The 25283-nt window shown below is 66.0% G+C and carries 23 protein-coding genes; 8 read left to right on the forward strand and 15 right to left on the reverse strand.

Annotated features, from left to right (window positions below; all coding sequences use genetic code 11):
• Positions 1-3 precede the first annotated feature (3 nt).
• On the reverse strand, positions 4-1287 hold the full coding sequence (locus D8670_RS19275) for a prenyltransferase/squalene oxidase repeat-containing protein (protein WP_121819755.1): 1284 nt from the start codon (positions 1285-1287) through the stop codon (positions 4-6).
• Between the two features lie 274 nt (positions 1288-1561).
• On the opposite strand from D8670_RS19275, the gene D8670_RS19280 reads away from it, so the two are divergent.
• Positions 1562-2671, forward strand: a complete 1110-nt coding sequence (locus tag D8670_RS19280; RefSeq protein ID WP_121819756.1) for a DUF354 domain-containing protein — start codon at positions 1562-1564, stop codon at positions 2669-2671.
• A gap of 209 nt (positions 2672-2880) precedes the next feature.
• Here D8670_RS19280 and D8670_RS19285 read toward each other — a convergent pair whose 3' ends face one another.
• Genes D8670_RS19285 through D8670_RS19320 form a run of 8 tightly spaced genes read right to left on the reverse strand, consistent with a single transcriptional unit; the run spans position 2881 to position 10964 of the window.
• On the reverse strand, positions 2881-3882 hold the full coding sequence (locus tag D8670_RS19285) for a GNAT family N-acetyltransferase (RefSeq protein WP_121819757.1): 1002 nt from the start codon (positions 3880-3882) through the stop codon (positions 2881-2883).
• Positions 3883-3907: 25 nt separating this feature from the next.
• Complete coding sequence (locus D8670_RS19290; RefSeq protein ID WP_121819758.1) at positions 3908-4828, reverse strand: polysaccharide deacetylase family protein; 921 nt, start codon at positions 4826-4828, stop codon at positions 3908-3910.
• Entirely contained in the window at positions 4821-5885 is a 1065-nt protein-coding gene (gene wecB / locus D8670_RS19295; protein ID WP_121819759.1) for a non-hydrolyzing UDP-N-acetylglucosamine 2-epimerase, read from the reverse strand. The genes D8670_RS19290 and wecB overlap by 8 nt, the downstream gene beginning before the upstream one ends.
• Before the next feature lie 2 nt (positions 5886-5887).
• Positions 5888-6967, reverse strand: a complete 1080-nt coding sequence (locus D8670_RS19300) for a glycosyltransferase family 2 protein (protein WP_121819760.1) — start codon at positions 6965-6967, stop codon at positions 5888-5890.
• A 2-nt stretch (positions 6968-6969) separates the two neighbouring features.
• Positions 6970-8328, reverse strand: a complete 1359-nt coding sequence (locus D8670_RS19305) for a nucleotide sugar dehydrogenase (protein ID WP_193569482.1) — start codon at positions 8326-8328, stop codon at positions 6970-6972.
• A gap of 5 nt (positions 8329-8333) precedes the next feature.
• Complete coding sequence (locus tag D8670_RS19310; RefSeq protein WP_121819762.1) at positions 8334-9305, reverse strand: Gfo/Idh/MocA family protein; 972 nt, start codon at positions 9303-9305, stop codon at positions 8334-8336.
• On the reverse strand, positions 9298-10383 hold the full coding sequence (locus D8670_RS19315) for a DegT/DnrJ/EryC1/StrS family aminotransferase (RefSeq protein ID WP_121819763.1): 1086 nt from the start codon (positions 10381-10383) through the stop codon (positions 9298-9300). Before D8670_RS19315 ends, D8670_RS19310 begins: the two co-directional genes overlap by 8 nt.
• Entirely contained in the window at positions 10380-10964 is a 585-nt protein-coding gene (locus D8670_RS19320) for an acyltransferase (protein WP_121819764.1), read from the reverse strand. Before D8670_RS19320 ends, D8670_RS19315 begins: the two co-directional genes overlap by 4 nt.
• Positions 10965-11358: 394 nt before the next feature.
• Here D8670_RS19320 and D8670_RS19325 point away from each other — a divergent pair, with 394 nt between their 5' ends.
• The 3 genes from D8670_RS19325 to D8670_RS19335 all read left to right on the forward strand — a co-directional run bounded on the left by D8670_RS19325 (position 11359) and on the right by D8670_RS19335 (position 14705).
• Positions 11359-11910, forward strand: coding sequence for a DUF7344 domain-containing protein (locus tag D8670_RS19325; protein WP_121819765.1), 552 nt, complete (start codon positions 11359-11361; stop codon positions 11908-11910).
• Between the two features lie 149 nt (positions 11911-12059).
• On the forward strand, positions 12060-13682 hold the full coding sequence (locus D8670_RS19330) for an alkaline phosphatase family protein (RefSeq protein ID WP_121819766.1): 1623 nt from the start codon (positions 12060-12062) through the stop codon (positions 13680-13682).
• Between the two features lie 18 nt (positions 13683-13700).
• Positions 13701-14705 carry a lipid II:glycine glycyltransferase FemX gene (locus D8670_RS19335; protein WP_121819767.1) on the forward strand — a complete coding sequence of 335 codons (1005 nt, stop codon included), beginning with the start codon at positions 13701-13703 and terminating at the stop codon, positions 14703-14705.
• A gap of 227 nt (positions 14706-14932) precedes the next feature.
• On the opposite strand, the gene D8670_RS19340 is transcribed toward D8670_RS19335, so the two are convergent.
• The 3 genes from D8670_RS19340 to D8670_RS19350 form a co-directional block, all read right to left on the reverse strand.
• Entirely contained in the window at positions 14933-15514 is a 582-nt protein-coding gene (locus D8670_RS19340; protein ID WP_121819768.1) for a metal-dependent hydrolase, read from the reverse strand.
• On the reverse strand, positions 15514-16557 hold the full coding sequence (locus D8670_RS19345) for a DUF1616 domain-containing protein (protein WP_121819769.1): 1044 nt from the start codon (positions 16555-16557) through the stop codon (positions 15514-15516). Before D8670_RS19345 ends, D8670_RS19340 begins: the two co-directional genes overlap by 1 nt.
• A gap of 393 nt (positions 16558-16950) precedes the next feature.
• Entirely contained in the window at positions 16951-17139 is a 189-nt protein-coding gene (locus D8670_RS19350) for a DUF7563 family protein (protein ID WP_121819770.1), read from the reverse strand.
• A 399-nt stretch (positions 17140-17538) separates the two neighbouring features.
• On the opposite strand from D8670_RS19350, the gene D8670_RS19355 reads away from it, so the two are divergent.
• A complete protein-coding gene (locus tag D8670_RS19355; protein WP_121819771.1) occupies positions 17539-17820 on the forward strand; it encodes an ArsR family transcriptional regulator in 282 nt (93 codons plus the stop codon).
• Between the two features lie 681 nt (positions 17821-18501).
• On the opposite strand, the gene D8670_RS21700 is transcribed toward D8670_RS19355, so the two are convergent.
• Positions 18502-18813: a HalOD1 output domain-containing protein gene (locus tag D8670_RS21700; RefSeq protein ID WP_162994386.1), complete on the reverse strand. Its 312-nt coding sequence runs from the start codon at positions 18811-18813 to the stop codon at positions 18502-18504.
• 1367 nt (positions 18814-20180) lie between these two features.
• On the opposite strand from D8670_RS21700, the gene D8670_RS19365 reads away from it, so the two are divergent.
• Both D8670_RS19365 and D8670_RS19370 read left to right on the forward strand, forming a co-directional pair.
• A complete protein-coding gene (locus tag D8670_RS19365) occupies positions 20181-21392 on the forward strand; it encodes an orc1/cdc6 family replication initiation protein (RefSeq protein WP_121819772.1) in 1212 nt (403 codons plus the stop codon).
• Between the two features lie 162 nt (positions 21393-21554).
• Entirely contained in the window at positions 21555-22181 is a 627-nt protein-coding gene (locus D8670_RS19370) for a DUF7998 family protein (RefSeq protein WP_233752284.1), read from the forward strand.
• A 218-nt stretch (positions 22182-22399) separates the two neighbouring features.
• On the opposite strand, the gene nirK is transcribed toward D8670_RS19370, so the two are convergent.
• Together nirK and D8670_RS19380 are read right to left on the reverse strand one after the other, a co-directional pair.
• A complete protein-coding gene (gene nirK, locus D8670_RS19375) occupies positions 22400-23467 on the reverse strand; it encodes a copper-containing nitrite reductase (RefSeq protein ID WP_121819773.1) in 1068 nt (355 codons plus the stop codon).
• Between the two features lie 110 nt (positions 23468-23577).
• Positions 23578-23853, reverse strand: coding sequence for a DUF7553 family protein (locus D8670_RS19380; protein WP_121819774.1), 276 nt, complete (start codon positions 23851-23853; stop codon positions 23578-23580).
• A 90-nt stretch (positions 23854-23943) separates the two neighbouring features.
• Here D8670_RS19380 and D8670_RS19385 point away from each other — a divergent pair, with 90 nt between their 5' ends.
• The gene (locus tag D8670_RS19385; RefSeq protein WP_205254130.1) at positions 23944-25230 is read left to right on the forward strand and encodes a hypothetical protein; all 1287 of its coding nucleotides are present in this window, start codon (positions 23944-23946) and stop codon (positions 25228-25230) included.
• Positions 25231-25283: the final 53 nt, after the last annotated feature.

A 25283-nucleotide genomic window follows, 5' to 3' on the forward strand; every position in this document is an offset into this window, starting at 1 on the left:
ACGCTAACCGATTTCGACGCCTAACTCCGGCGTTCCGGAGAGCCGCTGGGCGGTCAGGTACTCCGACATCGCGTAGGCCATCCAGGCCTGACACCAGCGCATGAGCGTGATGCGTTTCGTGTAGAAGCGCTCCTCCCGGTAGTAGAACTGGCCGCCGCCCGCGTACAGGTTGTCGAGCGCCCACTGCAGGATCCGCTCGGCGAACTCCAGATCGCCGGCGTACGAGAACACGAGGATGCCCTGGGCGGCCGCGTGGATGTCCCGCGGGTAGGCGCTCGACTCGTCGAAATGGGGCGCGCCGTCCGGGTCGAAGAGCCCGCGGTAGAACGCGAGCGCGTCGTCTATCGTCTCCTCGTAGCGCGATGTGCCCGTGATCGACTGGTACTGCTGGAAGCACTCGATGACGAAACCGTTGTGGTGGCTGTCCATCGAGAGGTGCGACGCATCGGACGGGTGCCGGTAGTGCCAGCCGCCGACGTCGGTCTGGAGCTGCGCGACGTGGTCGAGGATCTTCGTCGCGCGCTCGCGGTACTCCTCGTCGCCGAAGTAATCGTACAGTTCGATGAAAAGACGCGCCCCGAGGGCACCGGCGTTAATCGTGTAGTACTCCTCGGAGTGGTTCATGTGGTAGTTGATGATCGCCCCGTCGCCGCCGTCGACCTCGCGGTAGTTGAGGTCCTCGACGACGAAGTCGGCGGCGGTGCGGGCCATCTCCGGGTACCGCGAATCGAGGTCGGCGCCGGACAGCAGGGCCTTGACGGCGTAGGAGGTGGAGACGACGTCGGGGTCGTTGGGGTGTCCCCGGCCGTCGAGGTGCTGGAGCTGGTGCTTGTGTCCGCCGCAGAACCCGCTGTAGCCCTCGGACTGGTTGTCGACGAGCCACCGGAGCAGTCGGCGGGCCTCGTCGAGGTAGTCCGTTTCCCCGCCCACGTCGCGTCCGTAGTCGATGTCCGTCTTGAGGCGGTGGAAGTTCAGGTTCGTCATCGCGAACAGCGCCGCCCCCTGATAGTTGCGGCGCTGCTCGACGAGAAAGAGCGGCCGGACGTTCACCGGGGCGCGCTTTATCGTCTCCTGAAAGGCGATGTTTACCCACTTGTTGTCCACCGGGAGCCGCTGCAGTATCTTGCTCGACATCCCGTCCCCGTAGTCCCAGCCGGTGTAGTCGCGTCGGCGCGAGTACGCGAGGGTGTCCCGGAGGACTCTGAGGATCGTGGGCTGGTTCCCCCGCGCGGGCGGGGGGCCGGTACGTCGCTGTTCGTGCGCGCTGTCGGGTTGGTCCAACGTCATGTAAGGTTCATCGGGCGTCTCGTCCGGGAACTCCCGGTTCGAAAACCGCGTCCCCGAGTGGTGGCACCTGCTACCGCCGCTATCCGCTTTGTAATAGACAGCCTATGTTAGCCCGCCGATAGTTTCCGAGAGGAACAGTTAGAAAGAAGCCGGACTGCGCGGGCGTCGGACCGTCTAGATCGCGATCGTAGGGGAGCGGAGCGGCGGGAAACGCCGGCCAGCGCGGAATCAAGGCCCACCTAACAAAGTTGTACTGCCACGGATCTACGGCCAGATGAGGTACCTGTTTTTTACAAACACTCCGGCGCACGTTCACCTCTACAAACACGCCGTGCGCGAGCTCCGACGGCGCGGGCACGACGCTCGGATCCTCGCGCGCGACTACGGGTGCACGATCGACCTCCTGGAGTGGTACGACCTCCCCTACGAGACGTACGGTCGCTGCGAGACGAGCAAGTACTCGCTGCTGCGCAACCTCCCCAACCACTACCGGAACATCCTCTCGTACGCCGTCCGGTTCGATCCGGACCTGGTGTTCGGGATGGGGGCGTACTCCGCCCACGCCGGTGCGCTCACGCGAACGCCGGTCGTCCTCGTCCTCGATTCGGAACCCACGACGATCGACCACAAGATCTCGCGGCCGTTCGCCGACGCGATGCTGACGCCGGCCGCCTTCCAGAAGGATCTGGGCGAACACCACTACGAGTTCCCCGGCTTCAAGGAGTGCGCCTACCTCCACCCCGACGTGTTCGAGTCGGAGGGCGACGTGCGCGAGCGCCTCGGCCTCGGCCCCGACGAGCGCTACGTCCTCCTCCGGTTCAACGCCTTCGGCTCCCACCACGACGTGGGCGAGGGAGGGTTCACTCCCCAGCAGCGCCGAGAGCTGATCGAGGCGCTCTCCGAGGAGGCCACGGTGTTGCTCTCCGACGAGGGCGGGGAGATGGACGTCGACAGCCTGCCGGCCCGGGAGTTCGACCTCCACCCCGCGCTGTTGCACGACGCGCTCGCGGAGGCGGACCTCCTCGTCGCCGACACGCAGACGATGGTCACCGAGGCCGCGCTGCTTGGGACGCCCGCGATCCGGTCGAACTCCTTCGTCGGCGACGGCGACATGGGGAACTTCCTCGAACTCGAGGACCGCGGTCTCGTCCGCAACCTGCGGGCGTTCGACGACGTCCTCGCGACCGCGACGGAACTGCTGGCCGACGAAGACGCCACCGACCGCTGGGAGCGCCGCCGCGAGCAGTTCATGGGTGAGACCGTCAATCTCACTGAAGCGATCGTCGACGTCGCCATGGATCCGTCGTCGATCGACGCGATCCCGTCGCTCTCGCGGCGGCGGATGAAGGACGCCTCGCCGCTGACGACTGGAACCCACACGTAGGACGGCCGACGGTCCGACCGCCCCCACGTCGCACCCTTCTCCGACGCTCCAGACACCTTTTCGAGGCGAGTTGCGCGGCGCTGCTCTCGTGCAGCGCCGCGCGACTCGCCGGTAGCGACGCGACGGGACGAGGCCGCGAGAACGCGGCGATACTGCGATATCGCGCGAGAAGAGCGGGGCGGCGGCCGAGCGAGACGGGAAAAGCGGCGTCAGTTGCTGACGAGCTGGTACGCCCGCTTCGCGATCTCCATGCTCGGGCCGCCGGACTCGACGAGGAAATACGGCCGGAGCTGCGCGCCGAACTTCGCCTTGTACTTGCAGAGCCGCTCCGTGTTCGCGCCGACGAGGTCGTACTGGTGGACCGACTCCAGTTCCGGGTCCTCGACGATGTCGGCGATTATCTCCCAGTGTAGCAGGCTGTTGACGCTGGTCCCCTGATAGTCCGCGCGCGCGCCGCCCTGCCAGAAGTACGCGGCGTCGTTCGAGTAGAGCGTGATAATGCCGCTCAGGAACTCCCCGTCGCCGGAGCGGACGGTGTAGACCCGGCAGCGGTCGTCGAGCGCGTCGACCAGATCGCGTACGAACGGCCAGGTGACACCGAGCGTGTCGTCGTTGTCCTCGTATCGCTCGACCATGCGGTCGAACACTGCCCGGGCCGCGGTCACCCCCTCGATCGAAACCGTCGCGTCCGTCTCCTCGGCGTCGCGGATGTCCCGTCGCAGGCTACTGCTGAACGAACTCCGCACGTCGTCGAGGTCGGCCCCGTCGAGGTCGAGGCGGTAGGTGAACGACGGTTCGACGGAGAGGTCCGCCCACTCGAAGGGGCGCGGGTCGAACTCCGGCGTCGTGATCGTCCGGAACAGCGTCTGGGAGGCCGTCGCGTCCAGTTCGTCGAGGACCCCCTCGGTGAACGTCCGGTTCAGCTTCTCCTGTTTCCGCCGTTTCGGGGAGTTGGGCATCAGGAGCGGCCCCATGTGCGGGATGTTCTTCGACGGCGGCGGGGACGTTATCATGCGGCCGACGCCGCAGTCGCGGACGAACGCCGGAAAGAGCGCGACCGCCTGTTGACCCTTGAAACCGCCGAGGAGAGTTAAATCGGCGGAAGTGTGGACGTCGAGAACGCGGAGCGCTTCGGGCGTGTGAAACACGTCGAATCCATCCGACGGAAGGGCGTCTGCCCACTCGTCTATTGACAGATGTTCGATATTCATCGAGCTCGTTGTACCATGAGATAGGTTATAACTTTGTTATCCTCTCTCTACCCCGCTGGCTGGCTTCCCGGGAGATCTCGAGTCGCCGGTAGAGATCCCCGGGCGGACCGACCCACGCGTCGAGGTCGAGCGCCCGCTCGATCAGGCGGAAGTAGAGACGGCGGTAGCCGGGAAACTCGTCCTCGTTGAAGTATCGAGGGTGCCACAGCACCGTCATCACCGCCTCGTTTCTGGCCGCCTCGATCAGGAGGTCCTCGCAGACCTCGAACGCGCGGTCGAAGTCCTTTCCGGGGTCGGGAAGCGCCTCCTCCATCGCCGTCAGGGGAAAGACGACGAAGTCGTCGTCGAACGGGCGGAGCGGGTCGTACCCGTGCTGAAAGCCGTACTCGACGGACGATCCGAGGCTCGCGTCGTACCGGAGGCCGATATCCGCGTGGTACCGCCAGGTCTCGGGCACGTCGAGGTGGAGGTAGTGCTGCCGCCCGCCGACGACCGGATGACCGAGCAGGTCCTCCAGCACGTTCTTCTCGTAGCCCAGTCGGTCCTTGTCGCCGTAGGAACCGTACGAGCCGTGGAGGCCGATCTCCCAGCCGTCGGCGTCGAGCCGGCGGATGACGTCCGCGATCTTCGGTGATTCGACATCGTACCCGCCGAGGTGCTGGACCCAGCGCGACGGCCGCAGCCACTCCCGGGGGCTCGTCTCCCTGAACAGGTGGGGTTCGTTCAGGAAGTAGAAGGCGGACCGGACGCCCAGCTCCGACTCCAGCGACCGTATCTCGTCGAACTGCCAGTAGGGGTTGTTCCCGGGGAGCGCCGTCTTCAGATGGTACAGCGGCCGCTCCTGAACCGCGTAGTACAGCGACTGGTACGTCTTGAACGGCCTGTCGACGTCGTGGGTCAGACAAAGGGCGAACGAGTCGTCCTCGAACGGGTTGTCGTCAGGCATCGTCCAGCACGTCGCGTATCGTCTCCGCGGCGGTGCCGTCCCCGTAGAGGGGAGGGTTCGATACCGGCTCGAACGAACCGGAAAGCGCCCCGCGGATGGCCGCTTCGTCGGCCCCCACGAGGACGTTCCACCCGGCCTCGACGGTTTCGGTCCACTCCGTCTCGTCGCGGAGCGTGACGCAGGGGGTGTCCAGGTAGAACGCCTCCTTCTGGACGCCGCCGGAGTCGGTGGCCACGCGCTCCGCGCCGTCGATCAGCCGGACGAAGTCCAAGTAACCGACCGGTTCGATGAACCGCAGTTCGTCGGCGTAGCGGTCCCAGAGACCGTGTTCTTGGAGTGCCGCGACCGTCCGCGGATGGGCGGGGAACACGACCGGTTTGGGGGACGCCGCCAGCCCCGACAGGATCGCGTCGAGGCGGTCGGGGTCGTCGGTGTTGCCCGCCCGGTGGACCGTGGCGAGCACGTACTCGCCGTCGCTCAGGTTCAGTTCGTCCGGCATCCCGGAGTGCTCCGCGGCCCGGTCCCGGGCGTGCAGGATGGCGTCCTGCATCACGTCACCGGTGACGTGGACGCCCTCGGTGATCCCCTCCGCCCGGAGGTTCCGGGCGGCGTCCTCGCTCGTGGCGAACAGGAGGTCGGACGAGTGGTCCGTGAGGACGCGGTTGACCTCCTCCGGCATCGACCAGTTGCGGCTCCGGAGGCCGGCCTCGACGTGCGCGAGGGTGACGTCCTCCTTCGCCGCGACGATGGCTCCGGCGAGCGTGGAGTTCGTGTCGCCGTACACGAGGACGACGTCGGGGGACTCCTCCTCGATCAGCGCCTCGATGCCGGTCATCATCTCCGCGGTCTGGGTCGCGTGCGACGCGGAGCCGACCCCGAGGTGGTGGTCCGGTTCGGGGATGGCGAGCTCCTCGAAGAACACGTCCGAGAGCCCCTCGTCGTAGTGCTGTCCGGTGTGGACGAGCACCTCCTCGTGGGTCCCTCGGAGCGCCTCCGAGATGGGGAACGCCTTGATGAACTGCGGTCGAGCGCCGACGATCGTCAGTACCTTGCCCATTGTCAGTTACTCCAGTTTCCGCGTTCGAGTTTGTCGTTGTGCTGCTTGTCGAAGATCATCGCCAGCGTGCAGAGGGTGCCGCCGAACAGCATGAGCAGTACCGACATCGCACCGCCCGTCACTACGGCGTCCAGGACCGTCAACGTGAGGCCCGCGAGGACGAGGCCGGCGAATCCGCCGACGACGCCGAGCGCGTACAGGAGCACGAGCGGGTGGAAGTCGTAAACGAGGTACTTCATCTTCAGCCGCCACAGGAAGTCTCGAAACAGCAGCGCCGAGAGGCGAGGGATGAAATCCGCGTACCGGATGTCGCTCTGCTCGTCGCCGTACACCGCCTCCATGGGGACGTCGGCGATGCGCATGCCGTGGGCGTTGAGCTTGACGAGCATGTCGTTACAAAACCCGTACTCGTCGTACACGGCGTCGAAGTCGAGCCGGTCGAGCGCGCGCAGGGAGACCGCCGTGTACCCGTTCTGGGGGTCGACCATCCGCCAGTAGCCGCTCGCGACCTTCGTGAGGAAGGTCAGCACGGAGTTGCCGAACAGCCGCCACCGGGACATCCCGTCCCAGTGGTCGGGGGAGATCAGGCGATTGCCCTTCGCGTAGTCGGCCTCGTCGTTGACGATGGGTTCGATGATCCGGTCCAGGATGTCGGGGTCCATCTGGCCGTCGCCGTTCATCACGGCCGTCACGTCCAGGCCGTCGTCGACGGCGCGGGCGTAGCCGGTCTTTATCGCCGCGCCGACGCCGCTGTTCTCCTCGTGGCGGATCGTCACGACGCGGGGGTGAAACTCCATGCCGCCGTCGGTCTCGACGTCGGTGTCGAGCGCGACCTCGCCGTCGACCGTCCGACCGGTGTCTCTATCGCCGCCCGCGCCGCCGTCGGGGAACGGCGTCTCGCGGCGGCGCGCGTTGGCCTTGGCGGCGTGGCGCTGGATCTCCGCCCACGTTCCGTCGGTCGAACAGTCGTCGACCACGTACGCGCGGTCGACGAACTCCGGAAGGGTGTCTATCACCTCTCCGACGAACCCCTCCTCGTTGTACGCCGGCACGACGACGCCGACGGTTTTTCCTCTGTACATGGCTATCCACTACCGATCGTGTAGACGTGGTGATGGGTGCGGTCGAGGTCCAGTGCGTCGCGGCCGTCGACGACGACGAGGTCGTCGTCGAACGCGTTCCAGTCGAGGTCGTCGAACTCCTCGTGGGCCGTCACGAGGATGGCGCCGTCCAGGTCGAGGTCGGTCACCGAGTCCAGCGACGCTCCGTACATGTCGAACTCCGAGAAGTCGTCGATCATCGGGTCGACGCCGACGACGGTCGCGCCGAACTGGTTCAGCTTCTCGGCGATGGGGAGCGCGGGCGTCTTCCTGGTCTCCGCGACGCCGGCGCGGTAGGTGACACCGAGGACGAGCACCGCGGAGTCCTCGACGTGCTTGCCGGCGCGCTGGAGCCCCTCGACGAGCTTGCGGACCGCGAAGATCGGCATCTCGTCGTTGACCTCCCGCGCCGTCCGCAGCAGGGGCGCGTCGCTCGCCAGCTCGTTGATGAGGAAGTAGGGGTAGTAGGGGATGCAGTGCCCGCCGACCCCGACCCCCGGGTCGTGGATGTCGCAGAACGGCTGGGTGTTGGCGACCTCGATCGCCTCGTTGACGTCGACGCCCAGCTCGTCCGTGAAGCTGCCCAGCTCGTTCGCGAGCGCGATGTTGACGTCGCGGTAGACGCCCTCGAACACCTTCACGCACTCCGCGGTCGTGGCGTCGCTGACCGGGACGACGTCGTTGACCGTCAGCTCGCCGTAGATCATCTCCGCGACGGCCGTGCTCTCGTCGTCGATACCGCCGACGACCTTGGGGTACGCCCCACGGATGTCCTTCAGCGCGCGGCCGCTGGACGTCCGCTCGGGGCAAAAGGCCAGCCCGAACTGGTCCGCGGCGAGGCCACTCTCCTCGACGAGGAGGGGTTTCACGACGTCCTCGCAGGTGCGCGGCGGCACCGTCGACTCGATGACGACCATGTCGCCCTCGTCGAGACCGGCGGCGATGTCCCGGACCGCCGTCCGGAGGTTCGAGAGGTCGGGGTGCCGGTCGTTGCGGAGCGTCGTGGGAACGATGACCACGTGCACGCTCGCGTCCCCGGCCGTCGTCGGCGGGTCGGCCGACGCGCGGAACGCGCCGGCGTTGACGGCGGCGGAGGTGAGCTCCGGGAGACGGGGTTCGCCCTCGACCGGGCAGTCGCCGTCGTTGATCCGGCCGACCACGTCCTCGTCGATGTCGACGCCGGTCACGTTGCCCGTCACGCCGGCGTACACGACCGCGAGGGGGAGGCCCATCTTCCCGAGGCCGTACACGGCGACCGGCACGTCGCCGTCGACGAACGCGTCGCGGCGCTCGTCGATCGAGCCGTCGACGCCGTACAGCTTCGTCGCCTCGTCCCTGCTCAGCTTCATCAGTGACGCACCTCCGTCGGCGCCGCGCGGCGCCCGTTCGCCTTCCGGTCGATCTTCCGGGCGATCTCGAGCGCGCGGAGCCCGTCCTCGCCGCTGACCTCGGGCTCCTCGTCCGTCGTCGCCGCCTCGACGAACGAGGCGAGTTCCTTCTTGAGGGGCTCGCCGTTGTCGACGGTCGGGCGCTCGATGACGTTCTCGTTCCGGTAGCGGACGTCGCCGTCGTTCTCGACGTACTCCGGGAGCGAGTGGCGGTGAATCTGGACCGTCCGCTCCATGTAGTCGACGTTGACCTGACACTCCCGAGCGGTGATCGAGAGCTGGCGGACCCGCTCCTGGGTGACGCGACTTGCCGTCAGCGTGCCGACGACGTCCTCGAACTGGAGCGACGCCGTCACGTAGGGGTCGTCCTCGGCGCGGAACGCCTCGATCGCTTCCAGTTCGTCGTCGACGAGCGACCGCACGATGTCGATGTCGTGGATCATCAGGTCCTGAACGACGCTGTCGCCGAGATCGCGGTCGAGCGGGGGACCGAGCCGCCGGGCGTCGACCGCGATGATGTCCAGATCCGGGACGATGTCCTGCAGCGTCCGAACCGCGGGGTTGAACCGTTCGACGTGTCCCACCTGTAGGGTCAGGTCGGCGTCGCGAGCGCTCTGGATGAGGTCGCGGCCCGCCTCGGGGTCGTCGACGAACGGCTTCTCGACCAGCACGTGGGTGTCGTGGTCGATGGCATCCTGCGCGACGGCGTAGTGGTACTCTGTCGGCACCGTCACGGACACCGCGTCGACGGCGTTCAGCACGCCCTCGGTCGACAGGACCCGCGCGTCGTAATCGTCCGCGACCTCCTCGGCGCGGTCCGTGTCCGCGTCGGAGATCGCGAACAGTTCGACGTTCGGTAGCTCGCGATACACCCGCGCGTGGTGCCGGCCCATGCTTCCGACACCGATAACTCCTGCTCTGATCTCAGTCATGGTTGTACGTGTGAATGCTGTCAGTCATGCGTCGTAGGTCGTCCTCGTCGAGGTCCTGATGCACCGGGAGCGAGAGGACCTCGTCGGCGGCTCGCTCGGCTTCGGGGGCGCTCGCGGTCGCGTCCGCGTAGGCCGGTTGCTGGTGGATCGGCAGGGGGTAGTAGACGCCGGTGCCGATCCCCCGCTCATCGAGGTGGGCGCGCAACGCGTCCCGGTCCTCGCAGCGGACCGTGTACTGATGATACGCGTGCTCGCGACCCGCCGGTTCCGTCGGAGCCGTCACCGACGGGACCCCCTCGATGGCGTCGGTGAGCGTCGCCGCGTTGGAGCGGCGGGCTTCGACGTTGTCCGGGAGCTTCTCCAGCTGCGCCCGCCCGATGGCGGCCGCGATGCTTGTCATGCGGAAGTTGTGGCCCACCTCCGCGTGCTCGTACGTCTCCGTCCGCCCGTGGTTGATAAAGCGGGCGGCGCGCTCGGCGACGTCCTCCCGGTCGGTCGTGATCATCCCCCCTTCCCCGGTCGTCATGTTCTTCGTCGGGTAGAAGGAAAAACAGGCGGCATCGCCGAGCGAGCCGACGGGCTGCCCGCCGTACTCGGCGCCGTGAGCCTGTGCGGCGTCCTCTACGAGCGCCAGGTCGTGGTCGTCGGCGACTTCCCTGAGGTGGTCCATCGCCGCGGGGAGCCCGTAGAGGTGGACCGCGAGGATCGCGTCGACGTCGCGCTCCCGAGCGACCGCTTCCACCGCGTGGGGGTCGAGGTTGTACGTCTCGGGGTCGACGTCGACGAACACGGGCTCCGCGCCCGCGAACCTGATCGCGTTCGCGCTGGCGATGAAGGAAAACGGCGTCGTGACGACGCGGTCTCCCTCGCCGATCCCCAGCGCCTCGAACGCGGTGTGAAGCGCCGTGGTTCCGTTGGAGGTGGCGACGGCGTGGTCCGTCCCGCAGTACTCGGCGTACTCGGACTCGAACTGCCGGACCAGGGGGCCGTCCGCGACGTGGCCGTCCTCTATTACCTCCGCGACGCGGCGCTGTTCCTCCTCTCCGAGGTCGGGGGACGCGATCGGAATCGAACTCATGCGATCTCGTTCCCTCCTTCGAGGTCGTCCGGGAGCGGACCGAACTCCGCGGGCACTCCCATCGCCAGCGTGTCCGGCGGGACGTCCCGGTCGACGACGGCGCCGGCGGCGACGAACGACCCCTTCCCGACCGTGACGTCGGGGAGGACGGTCGCGTTCGCGCCGATCGAGGCGCCGTCCTCGATGGTCGGCCCCTGCAGCGGAACGTCCTTCCGAACGGGATACGGGTCGTTCGTCAGCACCGCCCGCGGCCCGAGGAAGACGTTGTCGCCGACGGTGGTCTCCGGCGGCACGTACACCCCGGTCTGGATGCTGACGTGGGACCCCACGTCGACCCGGCCGTCGATCACGGTGTCGGTTCCGACGACCACGTCGTCGCCGAACGTCGACTCCTCACGCACGAGGACGCCGTGTCCGGTGACGAACTCGTCGCCCGTCCGGACGTCCGCGTAGACGATCGAGCCCTGCCGGACCGTGGAGTCGTCGCCGAGCACCGTCGGACCGCAGTCGTCGGCGTACTCGTAGGCGACGGTTGCGCCGTCGTCGACGTGCACGCCGTCGCCGGTTACGAGCTCGGCCATGCGGTCACCTCCGTCGGCGCCGGCGGTCCCGGCGGCGGCGATCTCGTTACTCGTCGATCGATGCGTGTCGTTCGTGTATGGCGGGTTCCGCTTCCCCAGCCGTACCCCAGTGCAAGCGGCATGAAAGGCTACTCCCTGCTTATGATGCAGATGCCTTTGTTATTGAGCGCCTTTAGTACGGGTATGAAGGTCCTTCAAGGGGAAAGCGGGTGGACAACGTCACGTCTGCACTGGATCTCGGGATTTCAGCGCGTTGACGCCGTCTGATCGGGTATAACCTAGTTACCGTGACTGTAATCGGTATGTAACAAAGTGGTGATACCGGGATACCACGGTCTAGAAGTCCACGTACGGGTAGGTAGAGATACCGAAGTTGACACACCGCGTCCAATTAATGTCTCAATCCGACACCAGCGCGCTATCGCAGGACGTCGTGTTCGATCTCCTCAGCAGCCCCAGACGCCGGTTCGTGCTGTACTACCTGCGTCAGGAAAACGAGCCAGTAGAACTGCGGGAACTGGCCGACGAAGTCGCTGCCTGGGAGAACGACATGGACGTCGAGGAACTCACAAGCCAACAGCGAAAACGAGTGTACGTCTCGCTGTATCAAACACACGTACCGAAGCTCGACGAAGCGGGGATCATCGAATACGACCAAGACAGCGGTATGGTCTCGTTGGCCGACCGCGCAGACGACCTGGGATCGTATCTCAGCAGCGAAGAGGAGACGCTCCCGTGGCAGATGTACTACCTCGCGGTCGCCGTCGCCGGCGCGATACTGTACTCGCTCGTCGCGTTCGACGTCGCCTTCTTCGCGGCGGTTCCGGAGTTCGTCGCGGGCATCGCGATCATCATCGCGTTCGGCCTCTCGGCGGTCGCTCACTACCTCTACAACCGGTATCACGAACCGGAGATCGACGCCGATCTGGTGAGTACGAACCGATAGCGGCGCTCAAAGGCGACGGCTCCGAAGCGGTGACGGCGGGCAGACTGTTCCTCCGGGCAGCAGACAAGCGCAGAGTACCGACCGCCTAGCACATCGGTTCCCCCGATATACCGTTCATAACAAAGGGAAAATCGCATCATTAAACCGATATGGAGAGTCGGGAAACGACCGGACCATCCACGATCCTCGTCGGGATCGACGCGGCGTGTCGAGGGGTCCTCGACCCGCTGATCGACGACGGGGTCGTGCCGAACCTCGCCGGGCTGCTCGCGGACGGCGCGAGCGGCCCGCTGGAGTCGCAGATCCCGCCGTGGACGGCCAGCGCCTGGCCGTCGATGTACACGGGCACGAACCCGGGGAAACACGGCGTGTTCGATTTCCTCTCGTTCGACGGGTACGACTGGGGGGTAGTCAACGCGACCCACGTCGACGAGCGGCCGCTGTGGAGCCTGCTCGACCGACAGGACCGCACGAGCGTCGTCGTGAACGTCCCGGTGACGCATCCGCCGGAGGAGTTCGACGGCGCGCTCGTCCCCGGGTACGTCGCGCCGGAAGATCCCGACTGTCACCCCGCCGGCGTCCTCGACGACGTGCGGGAGGCGATCGGGGAGTACCGCGTCTACCCGAAGAACGCTGACAGCGCGGAGGGAAAGCGCGAGGCGTTCGCCGACGCCGCGCGGTCCCGCGGCGAGGCGTTCCGCTACCTCGTCGACCGGTTCGACCCGGAGTTCGGCTTCGTCGAGTTCCAGTCGACCGACACCGTGTTCCACGACCTCCCGGGCGACCAGGAGGCCGTCCGGGCGGTGTACGAAGCCGTCGATGAACAGCTCGGCGCGATCCTCGCGGAGTGCGATCCGGACACCGTGGTCGTCGCGAGCGACCACGGCATGGGGCCGTACCGCGGCCACGAGTTCCGCGTGAACGAGTTCCTCCGCGAGAGCGACGACGTGACCGCGGTGAAAGGCGGGGAGGGGATGCCGACCTGGGCCACCGTCCGCGACGGTCAGCTCAAGGAGGGTCAGGCCGAGACCGATCCCGACAGCGGCGCGATGGAGCGCGTCATGGCGGCGCTCGCCGGCGTCGGCCTCACGAGCCAGCGCATCGGGAAAGCGCTGGATGCGGTCGGCCTCGCGGACGCCGTCGCCGCTCGCGTGCCGACGTCGATGGTCAGCGCCGGGACGGAACAGGTCGACTTCCCGTCCTCCCGGGCGTACATGCGCTCCCGCATCGAGTGCGGCGTCCGGATCAACCTCGAAGGGCGGGAGCCGGACGGCGTCGTCCCCGCCGACCGGTACGAGGCCGTCCGCGACGACCTCATCGACCGACTCTCCAGCGTCCGGACGCCCGACGGGGACCCCCTGTTCGACGACGTGGCGCGCCGCGAGAAGTACTTCGAGGGGCCTCACGCCGACGACGCCGTCGACGTGGTGACGGTGCCGTCGAAGTTCGACCACTTCCTCTCCGCGAAGCTCCGCGGGTCGCAGTGGGGCGAGCCGTCGGAGCCCTGGAATCACAAGCGCGACGGCATCGTCGCCCTCGCCGGCGAGGGCGTCGACGAGTCGGCCGCGCTCGGGGACGCCCACCTGTTCGACGTGGCGCCGACGGTGCTCGCCACCATGGGCGTGCCCGCAGACGAGCGGATGGACGGGACGGTCCTCCCGGCGGTGGAGTCGGCCGGAGAGCGCAGCTATCCGGAGTACAGCAGACGATCGACGGCGACGGACGACGAGGCCGTCGAAGACCGCCTCAGCAATCTCGGATACATCGAATAGTTCGGAGTAATCTGACGCATGAGCATCGACATCCGTATTCTCGACGACGAAGACGAGTGGGATCGATACGTCGACCGATCTGACGGCACGAACCTGTTTCACCGGTACGCCGCGCTGGAGGTACAGGCGCAGTACACGAACGCTGAACTGTATCCCCTCGCCGGGTTCAAGGGCCAGGAGGCTGTCGGGCTCTTCCCGGTGTTCGAGATCCGCAAGGGACCGGTGTCAGCCGCGTTCTCGCCACCTCCCGAGATCCGGGTGCCGTATCTCGGTCCCGCCCTCCTGAACGTCGACAAGCTGAAGCGGCGCAAGCGCGACCGCCGCGAGAAGCGCTTCGTCGAGAACTGCCTCGACGTGGTCGACGAGGAGATCGGGCCGAAGTACACGCACTTCAGGACCGACGAGCGCTTCGACGACCTCCGGCCGTTCATCTGGAACGACCACGACGTCACGCCGACGTACACCTACATGGTAGATCTGGACGCGGACGAGGAGACGCTCCAGGCGCGGTTCAGCTCCGACGCGCGGAGCAACATCCGCGACGGCGAGGACGCCGACTACGTCATCGAGGAGGAAGGCTACGAGGCGATTGAGAAGATCCTGGAGCAGGTTCGCGCCCGCTACGAGGCACAGGACGTCTCCTTTCACCTGCCGACCGCCCTCGTCGGCGACCTGTTCGACCGGCTCCCCGACGGCTACGTCCGGCCGTACGCGCTGTACGTCGACGGCGACTTCGTCGGCGGGATCCTCGCGCTCGACGACGGCGAGCGCGTCTACCGCTGGCAGGGCGGCGTCCGGACCGACGCCGACGTCGACATCGCGCCCAACGACCTGCTCGACTGGCGGGTCATGTCGGACGCCAGAGAGCGCGGCCGTTCGCACTACGACCTCGTCGGCGCGGACGACCCGCGGATCAACCGCTACAAGGCGAAGTTCGGCCCGGACGTCGAGGCCTACCACAGCGTCGAGAAGGGGACGCCCGTGATGAACAAGATGGCGCAGCTCTACCGACAGCTGCGGTAGTCCGGCGCGGCGCGCACGCTCCTGCTTCGAGTCGGTGCTCCTTTTTCCGTCGGGACTCCTTTTTCGGCCGGCGCTCGTTGCCTTCCACCGACGCTTTTCGTCCGGACGCTCGCCGGGGGATCGATGTCCGGTCAGCGGCGCTGCACCGACGGTCACGGAGTGCCAGCGGAGTACCTGCTGTGAAGTTCAACGGGAGACGGGGAGAACCGTACCGCGGAGAGCGAGGGTCAGTCGCTCGCTCGGCGCGGTCGAACCGCCGACACCACGTCGGACAGGACGGGCGCCCCGTCGACGATCCACGCGACCAGGGCGGTCAAGAGGAGTGCGAGTTCGAGCCCGAGGTAGAACTGTCCGCGGGGCGTCGCGAGGAACTCGACGAAGGCCGCGAAGAGCGTCCGGAACTCGAAGAGGAACCCCTGCGGTTCGCTGGTCGGGCCGACGACGACCGGCCACAGCAGGATCGAGAACGGAAGCTCCCCTTTCGTCAGTAGCGGGTACAGCACGTCACCAGGGAGATGGCTGACGTGGCCGAACGCGAGCGCCGTCCCCCAGCGGGGGACGCCGGCACGTCGCGCCAGAAGCATCACCGTCGGGACGAAAGCGGCCGCGACGAACACGGAGTGTGCGACGGACGTGCCGCTCGGCAGGACGCCGAAGGTCCACGCCAGCGGCTTGTCGACCAGGTCAGGTAGCTGGGTGCCGAGCGCGAGCAGCAACGCCTCGGCCCCGCCCGGAGGCTCGTCGTAGCGCACTCGGGAGTACACCGAGTACGCGACGTACCCCACCGCGAGGTGCTCCCAAGGCCACATCAGGACTCGGAGACCGAGATCCAGACGTGCGTGGTCCTGTACGCGTCCGCCGAGGTCGGGTCTTCGGGCGGCGTGCCGCGGTAGAGCTGGTACTGGAGCCGCAGGTCGTCCCCGAGCATCTCCGGCGCGACCCCGTGCTGTTCCGTCCAGCGCTCGCCCGGATCGACCGTGTTCTGGAACCGCGTCACTTCCTGCTGCTCCAGCACGGTCGCCCCGCTCTCGTCGGCGTCCACGCGCTGGATGACCACCACGACTGTGTAGGTCGTGCGTTCGCCCTCGTCGTTGGACACCCTGACCGTCATGTCGCGCTCCTCGCCAGCCGTGAACTCCGACGGATACCCTTCCGTCACCAGGTCGCCCGACTCGTTTTCGGTCAGCAGCGTCATCGAGGACGACGACTGGCCGTCGGCGGGGGAGACGATCGCGCCGCCGAGCGCCGCGAACGCGACGAGGACGCTCAGGGCGAGCGCTACGTTCACGAGCGCCACGCCGGCCGAGTCAGCGCCGAAAACGCCCTCGTGGACCTTACCGGTCCAGCGCCGCACCGGAAGCCGGAAGCGCCGGGCGGGCGACAGCCGGAACCGACGTACCGCCGCGACGAGGACGCCGGCCGCGGCGAACAGCGACAGACCGCCGAGCACGGACAGCGCCGTGATCTCGAAGCCGGCCAGCGTGATCGCGAAGACGACCAGCGGAACCACCGCCAGACTCATGCCGAACGCCAGCGCCGCCCGCTCGACGAGGTCGACCCGACGAGCGGTTCCGCCGTTCGTCGCGACCGACCGCTCGCCGACCGATCGAAACCCCTCGTCGCGTCCCGCGCGACCCGGATACAGCGCCGAGACGAGCGCGTACCCGGGGACAAACGCCAACAGCGGCGCGGCGACCGCTGCACGGAGCGCCGTCGGCGCCGACGGGAAAGCGAGCAATAGCAGGTCGGCCAGTAGCAGATAGCCGGCGACGAGCGAGAGATCCACCGGGACGCCTCTCGCCGACAGCAGCAACTGGACCCAGAACGGCCGGTTCGACGTCTCGTGTTTCATTTGAGTCGTTGCCAGTGCGGGATCGGTACGGTTCGTTCGCCCACGACAGTGGGGCAACTGCCACCAGACATAGGACTATCGTTGCCCGAGGATAGACGGCTTCGGGGCATTGTTATTCAGCACCTACGTCTCCTGGCGCGCCGTCGGGACGAACGCTTTGATAGAGTGAAAGAGCCACACGGATGGCGGTGCCGTCGCTTTCGACCGGAGTCGGGAGACCCGGTTCGCGGTCTCTCGGCGCTCGACGTGTGGATCGGCGGAAGTGACGCTGCGAGAGCGATCCCACTGGATCGGATTCGCGTCGGAAGCTGGCACGGGGTCTTCGAGTTCTCTGCTGTCAGCGAACTCCTTGCTGTCAGTGAGCGGCTGTACCGGGCGCCGGAAGGGAACCGCTCACTGGTCCGTCGCGACGCCCTCTCGAAGGGCCCGCGTCGTCGAACAGTCCAGACAGGCGTACACCCGGTTCTCGTTGTTACCGAAGACCTTCGCGAACTGGTAGGTGACGTACGCCCCGCAGTTCCGGCACTGACGGTTCGTTGCCGATCCGCGGCTTCGAGTCGACCGCTCTGGTTGCGACGCCATGACAGACACACCCTCTGTGAGTCGCTTTGTTATACGCCACTTAGCGAAATCGGGGCTGAAACGGCCGTTTTCGGCCGTTTCGCAACGCCGCGTTTCTCAGCGACCGCGAAAGCGAGTGTCGGATACCGTCTGCTTTCCGCGACGAAACTCGGCGAAAGTCGGGCGCGACGATGGGTTCCTCGTGGGATGGTCCCTTCAGTAGTATCCTGAGTCACCTCGAACAGCGTATCTCCAAAGCGACCTCGGCACCAAAGCGTACCTCGTGGTAAACAAATGGTGTCGAGTAACAGTAGTACGATAATCGTATCGTAGTTATGTTTGGGTTAAACTGAAAGAAAGAGGGTAATTCTAGGACGACTATGGACACGAGTTAAGAGCGGCAGGCCCTAGGAAAGCGATATGACTGAGGTGTGGGACGAGATCGGGTTCGTCATCAGCTCGCGGTATCGGGTTGCCGTCCTCGAACGGCTCGCCGAGGGGCCGGCGACCCCGTCACAGATCGCTACCGATTCCGAGCTCTCCATCGCGCACATATCGCGGAGCCTCCGTCGGCTTCGCGACCGCGACCTCGTGGAACTGCTCGTTTCGGAGGACCGGAAGAAGGGACGGGTGTACGGCATCACCGATAGGGGCGACCAGATATGGAACCAGATCCAGGCCGAGAACATGCTCGAGGAGTAGTCCGCGACGGAGGATCAACGCGCTCGTCCGAGCCAGCGGTTTTTTGTACGGTGTCTGTACGGCACCTGGACCGACAGCCGCGTCGCTGGGTCGTCGGGGACGGAACGACGACCCGCACGAGAGTCGACGGAGGGCGTGACCGGTAGGAACGATACCGACGAGAACTGGAGACGCGAGAAGGGCCTGTGGAGGCAGCGGGCGACTGTTACCGGGTAGAGAAACTACGGCCGCTGGTCGTACTACTGCTCACCGCGATGGCGTTTCGACCGATGACCGCCGGTCCAACGACCGGAACCCGTTATCTGGGTCCCCCCGATCCATAGGTAGAGAAACTGATGATTTCTGACTTTCAGGTGGTGTTTCCGCTCAATTCAGTCACGTCGCGCAGACTGATACTACTCCTGTCCGTCGTCCTCATCGCCATCCGGGATGAGCATCTCCGGTTCCCGTTTGTAGGTAGGGGTCTCTGCGAACTGACGGATTCGTTCCCAATCGCTTCGTGACAATCGACCTGTCATTAACACTCGGTTTCGTGGGAGGTAGCATTAAGGGTGTTGGTGGTTTACCCGAGTAGACGGTACAAACTACGCGAAGGAGCCGTTTACCGGCGCGTTTTGTCGTTGCTACGATGCGGGGGAGTGTGCGGATCGGTGTCTCGAACGCGCGGTCAGGACCGAGGAGTCAGTCTTCGACGTCAACGAGGACGCGGCCGTCCGCGAAGACGGTGACCGTACATCCCCACTCGCGGATCGTGAGGTACACGTCGCTACCGTCGCCGGCCGAGTCGAAGAGCGCGTCGAGCGCGTCCGGGTCAATGTGGTCGTAGAGGGACGGAGTCAGGTTGACCGGGTCCGTATCGAGCGCCTCGGCGACTTCCATGATGATGGTGGTACTCAGATCTTCCCTTCGTCCGCCGGCGCGCGCCGCAGTTTCGATTCGATCCGGGGATCTGTCCGATACCGAGGTCGTATCACAGTTAATATTGCTAGTCATAGCAGCCAGGTCGTGTCTGCTTCTCACTGATATCAAGCGTGGTGATAAGCTTTTCTCATGCCCGATGTAACACTACAATGATTTATATTAGTATATTAGACCGGAGCCGATACCACTGCAGTGGTTTTTGATCCAAGCAGTGTATTTTATTATAATTTTACCGTCTGATGTTCACCTGATTGGTGCTCAGTCTCTACGTGGCAGCCGCGTCGATCCAGTATAGACGGGAAACTGTTCAGTGGGGCGAGTAACCTGCAAACACGGTGGACAGCGCATCTAAACCGTTATTAATAGACCCTTAACCGAAGTAATCCGTTATTAACCACAGCCTATACAACCTGAAGAGACACGGATGCAGGTCGAACCAAATTACATACATATATCTGTAAACTAGGGAAGGGAGGCACACACCCGGTTTCCGGTGAAACGCGGGGGATGCCATTCAGGAAGAAGCACACACCGGGTTTCCGGTGAACGATCAGGCAGTAGATCCCGAGACACGCACACCACGTTTCCGGTGAATGCTCGATGAGAAGGGGTTGGGAGGATAGCCGAGTCGGTAGCTGAGAGAACGCGAGCAACAGACCGTGGAAATAGAGCACGGAAGAGACGGGTACGGAAGGAACAGAGCAAATGAACAGGTACAGCTCGGGAAAGTACAGACGGGATGAAATCAGAGCCCCTTTAGACACACACACCACGTTTCCGGTGAAACGAGTGAGAATGCAGGGGTAGGAAGCCAGTCAGAAGGAAAGGAGCGGAAGTGGTCGTTTTGTTTATACACGTATCCTATTGGTAGCGAAATAGCTACTGCTCTGCTCTATACAGTATCTCTCCACAGCATATCGGTAACTATAATACAACAACTGGAGTACAGTCCACTAAGTGAATCGCAAGCCTATGAAGAGCGATAGTATCGCTCGACGACGGGAAGATTCCACCGGAAACAGTGCACGACGAAAGAGAGCGGCTCCGGTAGGTGATTCTGTATTCACCGGGGAGATAATTGGCTCGGAATTCACCGGAAACGTCGTGTGTTCTGCAGTCGGTGTTCGTATTCCCTCGCTCCTCGATGAGCAAGCAACCACACTACGTCATCTCTTTCTATCAGTCTCTTTTTAACTGATCGGGAGTGTTTGCCCTGTCTCCCGCCTCTTTTCGAGATCGCAGTAAGAACGACATCAGGACCCGACATTGGACTCTCTCGCCTGGTTCTAGAGGGGACACCGTGTTTCCGGTGAAGCAATACCCCCGTTTCAACTCCACCCTCCCCCACCCTTCCCCGCGTTTCACCGGAAACGTGGTGTGTGTGTCTCCGGGGGTAAGTATAAAGGCATTTCACCGGAAACGTGGTGTGTAACCGAACCATGTCAGAATCCGCAGACGACCTCTTTACGCGGGAGGACCCGATATTCGCCAACAAGGAACTGCTGGAGATCAACCACCTCCCGGAAGAGGGTCGGATCGTCGGTCGCGACGACGAGATCGCGGATCTGGCGAACGCCGTCAATCCCGCTATCTTCGGCCAGAGCCCGAGCAACGTCCTCATCTACGGGAAGACGGGGACCGGGAAATCCCTCTGTGCCAAGCACATCTCGCAGCGTCTGGTCCGCGTCGCGGGGGAAGAGGGGGTCGACGCGGCCTTCGCCTACGTCGACTGCGCGCAGGACAGCACGGAAACGCAAGCCGTCCAGACTATCGCCAGCACGCTCAACGAACCCGAGGTAACGGACGTTCGGATCCCCGACAAGGGGTTGAGTACGTCGACGTACTACAAGCGACTCTGGAACGTCCTCGACGAGCGGTACGACGTCGTCCTCATCATCCTCGACGAGGTCGACAAACTGGACGACGACGACATCCTCATGCAGCTCTCGCGGGCGGGAGAGGCGGGCAAGCTCGACAACTGTAAGCTCGGAGTCATCGGCATCAGCAACAAGATCAAGTACAAGGACCGGATGGACGAGCGGGTTAAAAGCAGCCTCTGCGAGCGCGAGTTCGTGTTCCCGCCGTACGACGCGACGCAACTGCGCTCCATCATGGAGGCCCGGAGCGACGCGTTCCGCGACGGCGTCCTCGACACGTCCACGATTCCTCGAGCGGCCGCCCTCGCCGCCCGCGAGCACGGCGACGCGCGGAAGGCGATCGACATCCTCCGGTACGCGGGCGAGATCGCGCAGTCGAGCGGGGCCGAGACGGTTCGAGAGGACTTCGTCGTCCAGGCCCGCGAGCGCGCCGAGACCGACCGGTTCCGGGAGCTGATCCGCGGTTCGACGCCTCACTCGCGGTACGTCCTCCAGGCGCTGGCCGTGCTCTCGCTCAACCAGCCCGAAACCGACGGGTTCCGAACCACGATGATCTACGACGTGTACGAGGAGGTCTGCCGGCAGGAAGGGTCCGAACCGCTCTCGCTCCGGCGCGTTCGCGACCTCTTGAAGGAGCACGCGTTCCTCGACATCCTCGAACAGTCCCGCCGCTCTGGCGGCAGCGCAGAGGGCAGTTACACGGAGCACCAACTCCTCGAGGACCCCGACGTCGTGAAGAAGGTCCTCGTCGAAACCGACGACGACGAGGACTGAACGGACGACGAAGGATGGCGAGTTAGTTCGGAATACCTGTCTGAGTTCGCTCGGCACGCCTGCCGAACGTGTCCGGGACAGATCTGGTCGAACGTAGCTGGGGCAGACATGGGCGAACATGTTCGGAACTACACCGAGGGCGTCCGCGGCCGTACTGCCGGTATGCCCGGATTCTCGACGCCGTTCTCCGGCGACGACGAAGAGACGTTCGATGAGTACGACGCGTTCGGCCCAGAACACGTCCCGGAGCCGGGGGCGTTCCTCGACGGGCACGACGTGCTCGACGGCGAGGACCATCTCGCGTTCCACGACCTCACGCGGGAACTGTTCGAGGAACGCGGCGTGTACGACATGACGTTCGGGTACAACCTCGCGCGTCTGAACCTCGACCGCCGCCACCCGGACGCGGGCTACCGCTACGCCATAGAGGACTCCGCAAGCATCGGCGGGGAGTCGCTGGTCGCCGACGACAGGACGGTGCTCCGCGCGGAGTTCACGCCGACGACGGAGTTCTGCCCCCAGAGCGACACGCTCGCTCGCGGCTCGTACCGGGCGTGGAACGGGCTCTCGGAGCGTCACGACTACGACCTGGTCCGCGTTCGCGTCGACGGGATGCACCACAAGAGCGAGTCCATCAACGAGGACATGCGCGACCTCGAACGGTCGTACCTCGACGACGGATCCGTCGCAGACGCCTCGGTCTCTCCCGACGCGGCGGCTTCGACGGGCGGCGAACCGTCGTCGCGCGACGGTAACGAGTCGGGTCGGGGCCCCACGTCGCCGTTCTGACGCGGGAACTGGTCTTCACTCCGTCATTCTGACGCAGGGGACTCGTCACTGCGACGTCTCACGCCGGGTTCTATCTCGTCGCGCCAGTCCCTCACGCTAGATCGCCTTCGTCTCGAAAAAGGAGACCGACGGCTGGGGAACCGCGCTTCAGGTCGTCGGTGGCCGCGGCTCCCGCGACCGCGGAAGCCGCTCACCGGTCAGTTCCGTCGAGGGGTCTCTCAGTTCGGGTCCGGGTCGAATACCTCGGGGTTCTCCTCGCCCTCGGCGCGGACGACGCTCATGCAGCCGCGGCGCGCGACGCGGCTCAGCGCGTGGTCGACCAGCTTGTAGTCGCCGGGGACGTCGAAGCCCATCGTCGCGACCGTCGTGCTCCCGGGGGCGACCGGCTTGGTCTGGATGTGGGTCTGCGGCTCGGTGCTCAGTGACCCCTCGGGGTAGAGCTCCTCCCAGACGTTGCCGATGGGGTGGTAGCTGCTGGTGAGGTTCGGGCCGCCGGTGACGAAGTACGTCCGGACGGTGTCGCCCGTCTCGACGGTCGCCGCCGGGCCGTACCTGTTGGGGGTCGTGGCGTATGCCTCGCCGTTCATCACCACGTAGGTGGGGTCCTCGGCGGCCATCGCCTGCATGTCGAACCCGTGGTGGCCCTCCTCGCCGGCGTCCTTGTCGGTGTAGATCTCGTGCTGGCCGAGGTACACTTCCTCGTCGACCTCCGGCATGCCGTCCTCGGGCTCGACGAGGATGATGCCGAACATGCCCGCGCTGATGTGCATGTCCAGGTTCGCCACGGCGCAGTGGTAGATGTACGCGCCGGGGTAGGTCGCCTTGAAGCGGAGGTGCTCCGTCTCGCCCGGCGCCGTCATCGTCGCCTCCGCGCCGCCGCCGGGGCCGGCCACGGCGTGGAAGTCGACGTTGTGGGGCATCGAGTTCTCTTCGGGATTGCGGAACGTCACGTTGACCGTGTCGCCCCGACGGACCCGGATGAACGGTCCCGGGACCTGCCCGTTGTAGGTCATGTAGTCGAAGGTGACGCCGTCCTCGACCTCGGCGGTCACCTCTCGGGGGACGAGTTCGACGTCGACCTCGGCGGGTTCGTCACGCTCGATGGGTCCCGGGATGTCGGTGGGATCCGCGGCGACCCGGTCGACGGTGGGCGTGTTCGCCCGTTCCATCTGCTCGCGCTGTTCCGTGCGTTCCTCCTCCGTGGGAGTGTTCGCACAACCGGCGACGGCCGTCGCGCCGCCGACTCCGGCCGCCTGTAGCACGCGTCGCCGCGAGGTTTCGAACATTGTCTTGTTCCTCCTTACATGAGGACGTTGGACCCTCTACACTATCAAACAGTTTCATAATTCCCACACGTCGGGAACGTCGGCGAACACGTTCGCATCGAGAAAGCCGTTCAGACGGGTTCAACCCTTGATCGGTACGCCGCGAGGTGGTCGCGGGCAGCCGACAGGTGGCGGGTTCGCGGTTCCGGCGCGTCTCGAATGGCTTCCGCGAGGGCGAACTCCACCCGGGCGAGCCGGCCCTGATCCGGTCGCCGCTCCTTCTCTTCGGCGAGGAACCAGCACTCGGCCGCGATGTCGTCGAGTCGCCGTTCGATCCCGGTGTCCGGCGGCGTCTCTATCGCGCGGAGTACCGCCCGGTTCGCGGCGCGCAACTGCTCGCGCGACATTCGTGGCGTGATAGTGCGGTATCCGACAAGTCGATATGCCCGAACCGGTTCGGGTCAACCGGTACCGTCGTCCCTCACGCACGCGTACGCATGTCGCAGTCAGAGGGCTCCGCGGAGGCAACGTCGCAGTCGGGCGGCTCTGGACAGAAGTCCACGACCTCGAAGGGGTCCCGCCGGGCGTCGACCGCGTCCCGCGGGTCCCGCAGGTTCGTCGCCGCCGGGGTCTGCTTTCTTGTCGCGTGGCAGGTCGCGGCGCTCGTCGGCGTCCCGCGGCGGACGACCGTCGCACTCGGCGCGTTCGGGTTCGTGCTCCACGTCGTCTTCGGCAAGGCGTACGCGCTCGTCCCGACGTACTTCGACCGCTCGCTCGCCGTCGAGCGGGCGCCCGCGGTCCACCTCCCGCTCTCCGTCGCCGGCGTCACCGGCCTCGCGCTCGGCCCGCTCTCGGGCGTTCCGCGGGCCGCCGCGACGGTCGGGACTCTCGCCTGGTGTGCCGGCGCGGCCGTCTTCGTCGGCGTTCTCGCGCTCTCTCTCCGGGGCAACCTCACCGGCGGCGAGACGGGGACGGGGTCGGCGAACGCGCACCGTCGCCGCGTCGACAGGGCGGCGAACGCCGCCGCGCCGTTCGCGGTCGGATACGTCGGGCTTGGGAGCGTCGCCCTCCTCCCCTCGCTCCGCGTCGGTTCCGCGCTCCCGTTCACCGTCACATCCGCCGCGGCGTCGCACCTCCTGGTCGCCGGCGGTGCGGCGGTGCTGCTGTTCGCCGTGGGGTTCCGCCTGCTTCCGCGACTCCTCGGCGCGTCGCCGCCCGCGGCGCTCGTCGCCGTCGTCCTCCCGGCGGGCGCGGTCGGCCCGGCGCTGCTTGCCTCGGGACTGACCGGCGTCCTGCCGACGGTCGCGGGCGTCCCGACGCTCCGCGTCGGCGCGGCGCTGGTCGCGGCGGCGGTCGTCGGTTTCGGCGCCGCCGTCGTCGCTCTCGTCGCCCGCGCCGACCGCCGGCGACCCGGCGTCGGTGCGCTCGTCGCCGGGGCCTGCTGCGGCGTCCTCGGCGTCGGATTCGGGATCGGGTTCGTCTTCGGCGTGCTGACCCCGGCGCTCGCTCCGGCCCACCTGCGCCTGAACGTCCTCGGCTTCCTCGGACTGACGATCGTCGGCGTCACCTACCACTTCTACCCGCCGGCGATCGGGAGCCTGCCGGGCGTCGGCGTTCGCCTGGCGCGCGCGGCGGCCGCGGCGCTGACCGTCGGTCTCCTAGTCGAGGTCGTCGGCCTGTGGGTCGCCTCGCCGCCGACCGTCGCCGCCGCACGACTCGTCGGCGTCGCCGGCGCGCTGACGTACGCCTGGGTTATCCTGGGGCTGTTCTACGAGCGGCGATAAGGAGGCCTGAACGAGCCTGCTTCGGACGGCGAGGTCTACTTCCCAGTTGACCG

This window comes from Halostella limicola (assembly GCF_003675875.1).
GTDB classification, from domain to species: Archaea; Halobacteriota; Halobacteria; order Halobacteriales; family Natronoarchaeaceae; genus Halostella; species Halostella limicola.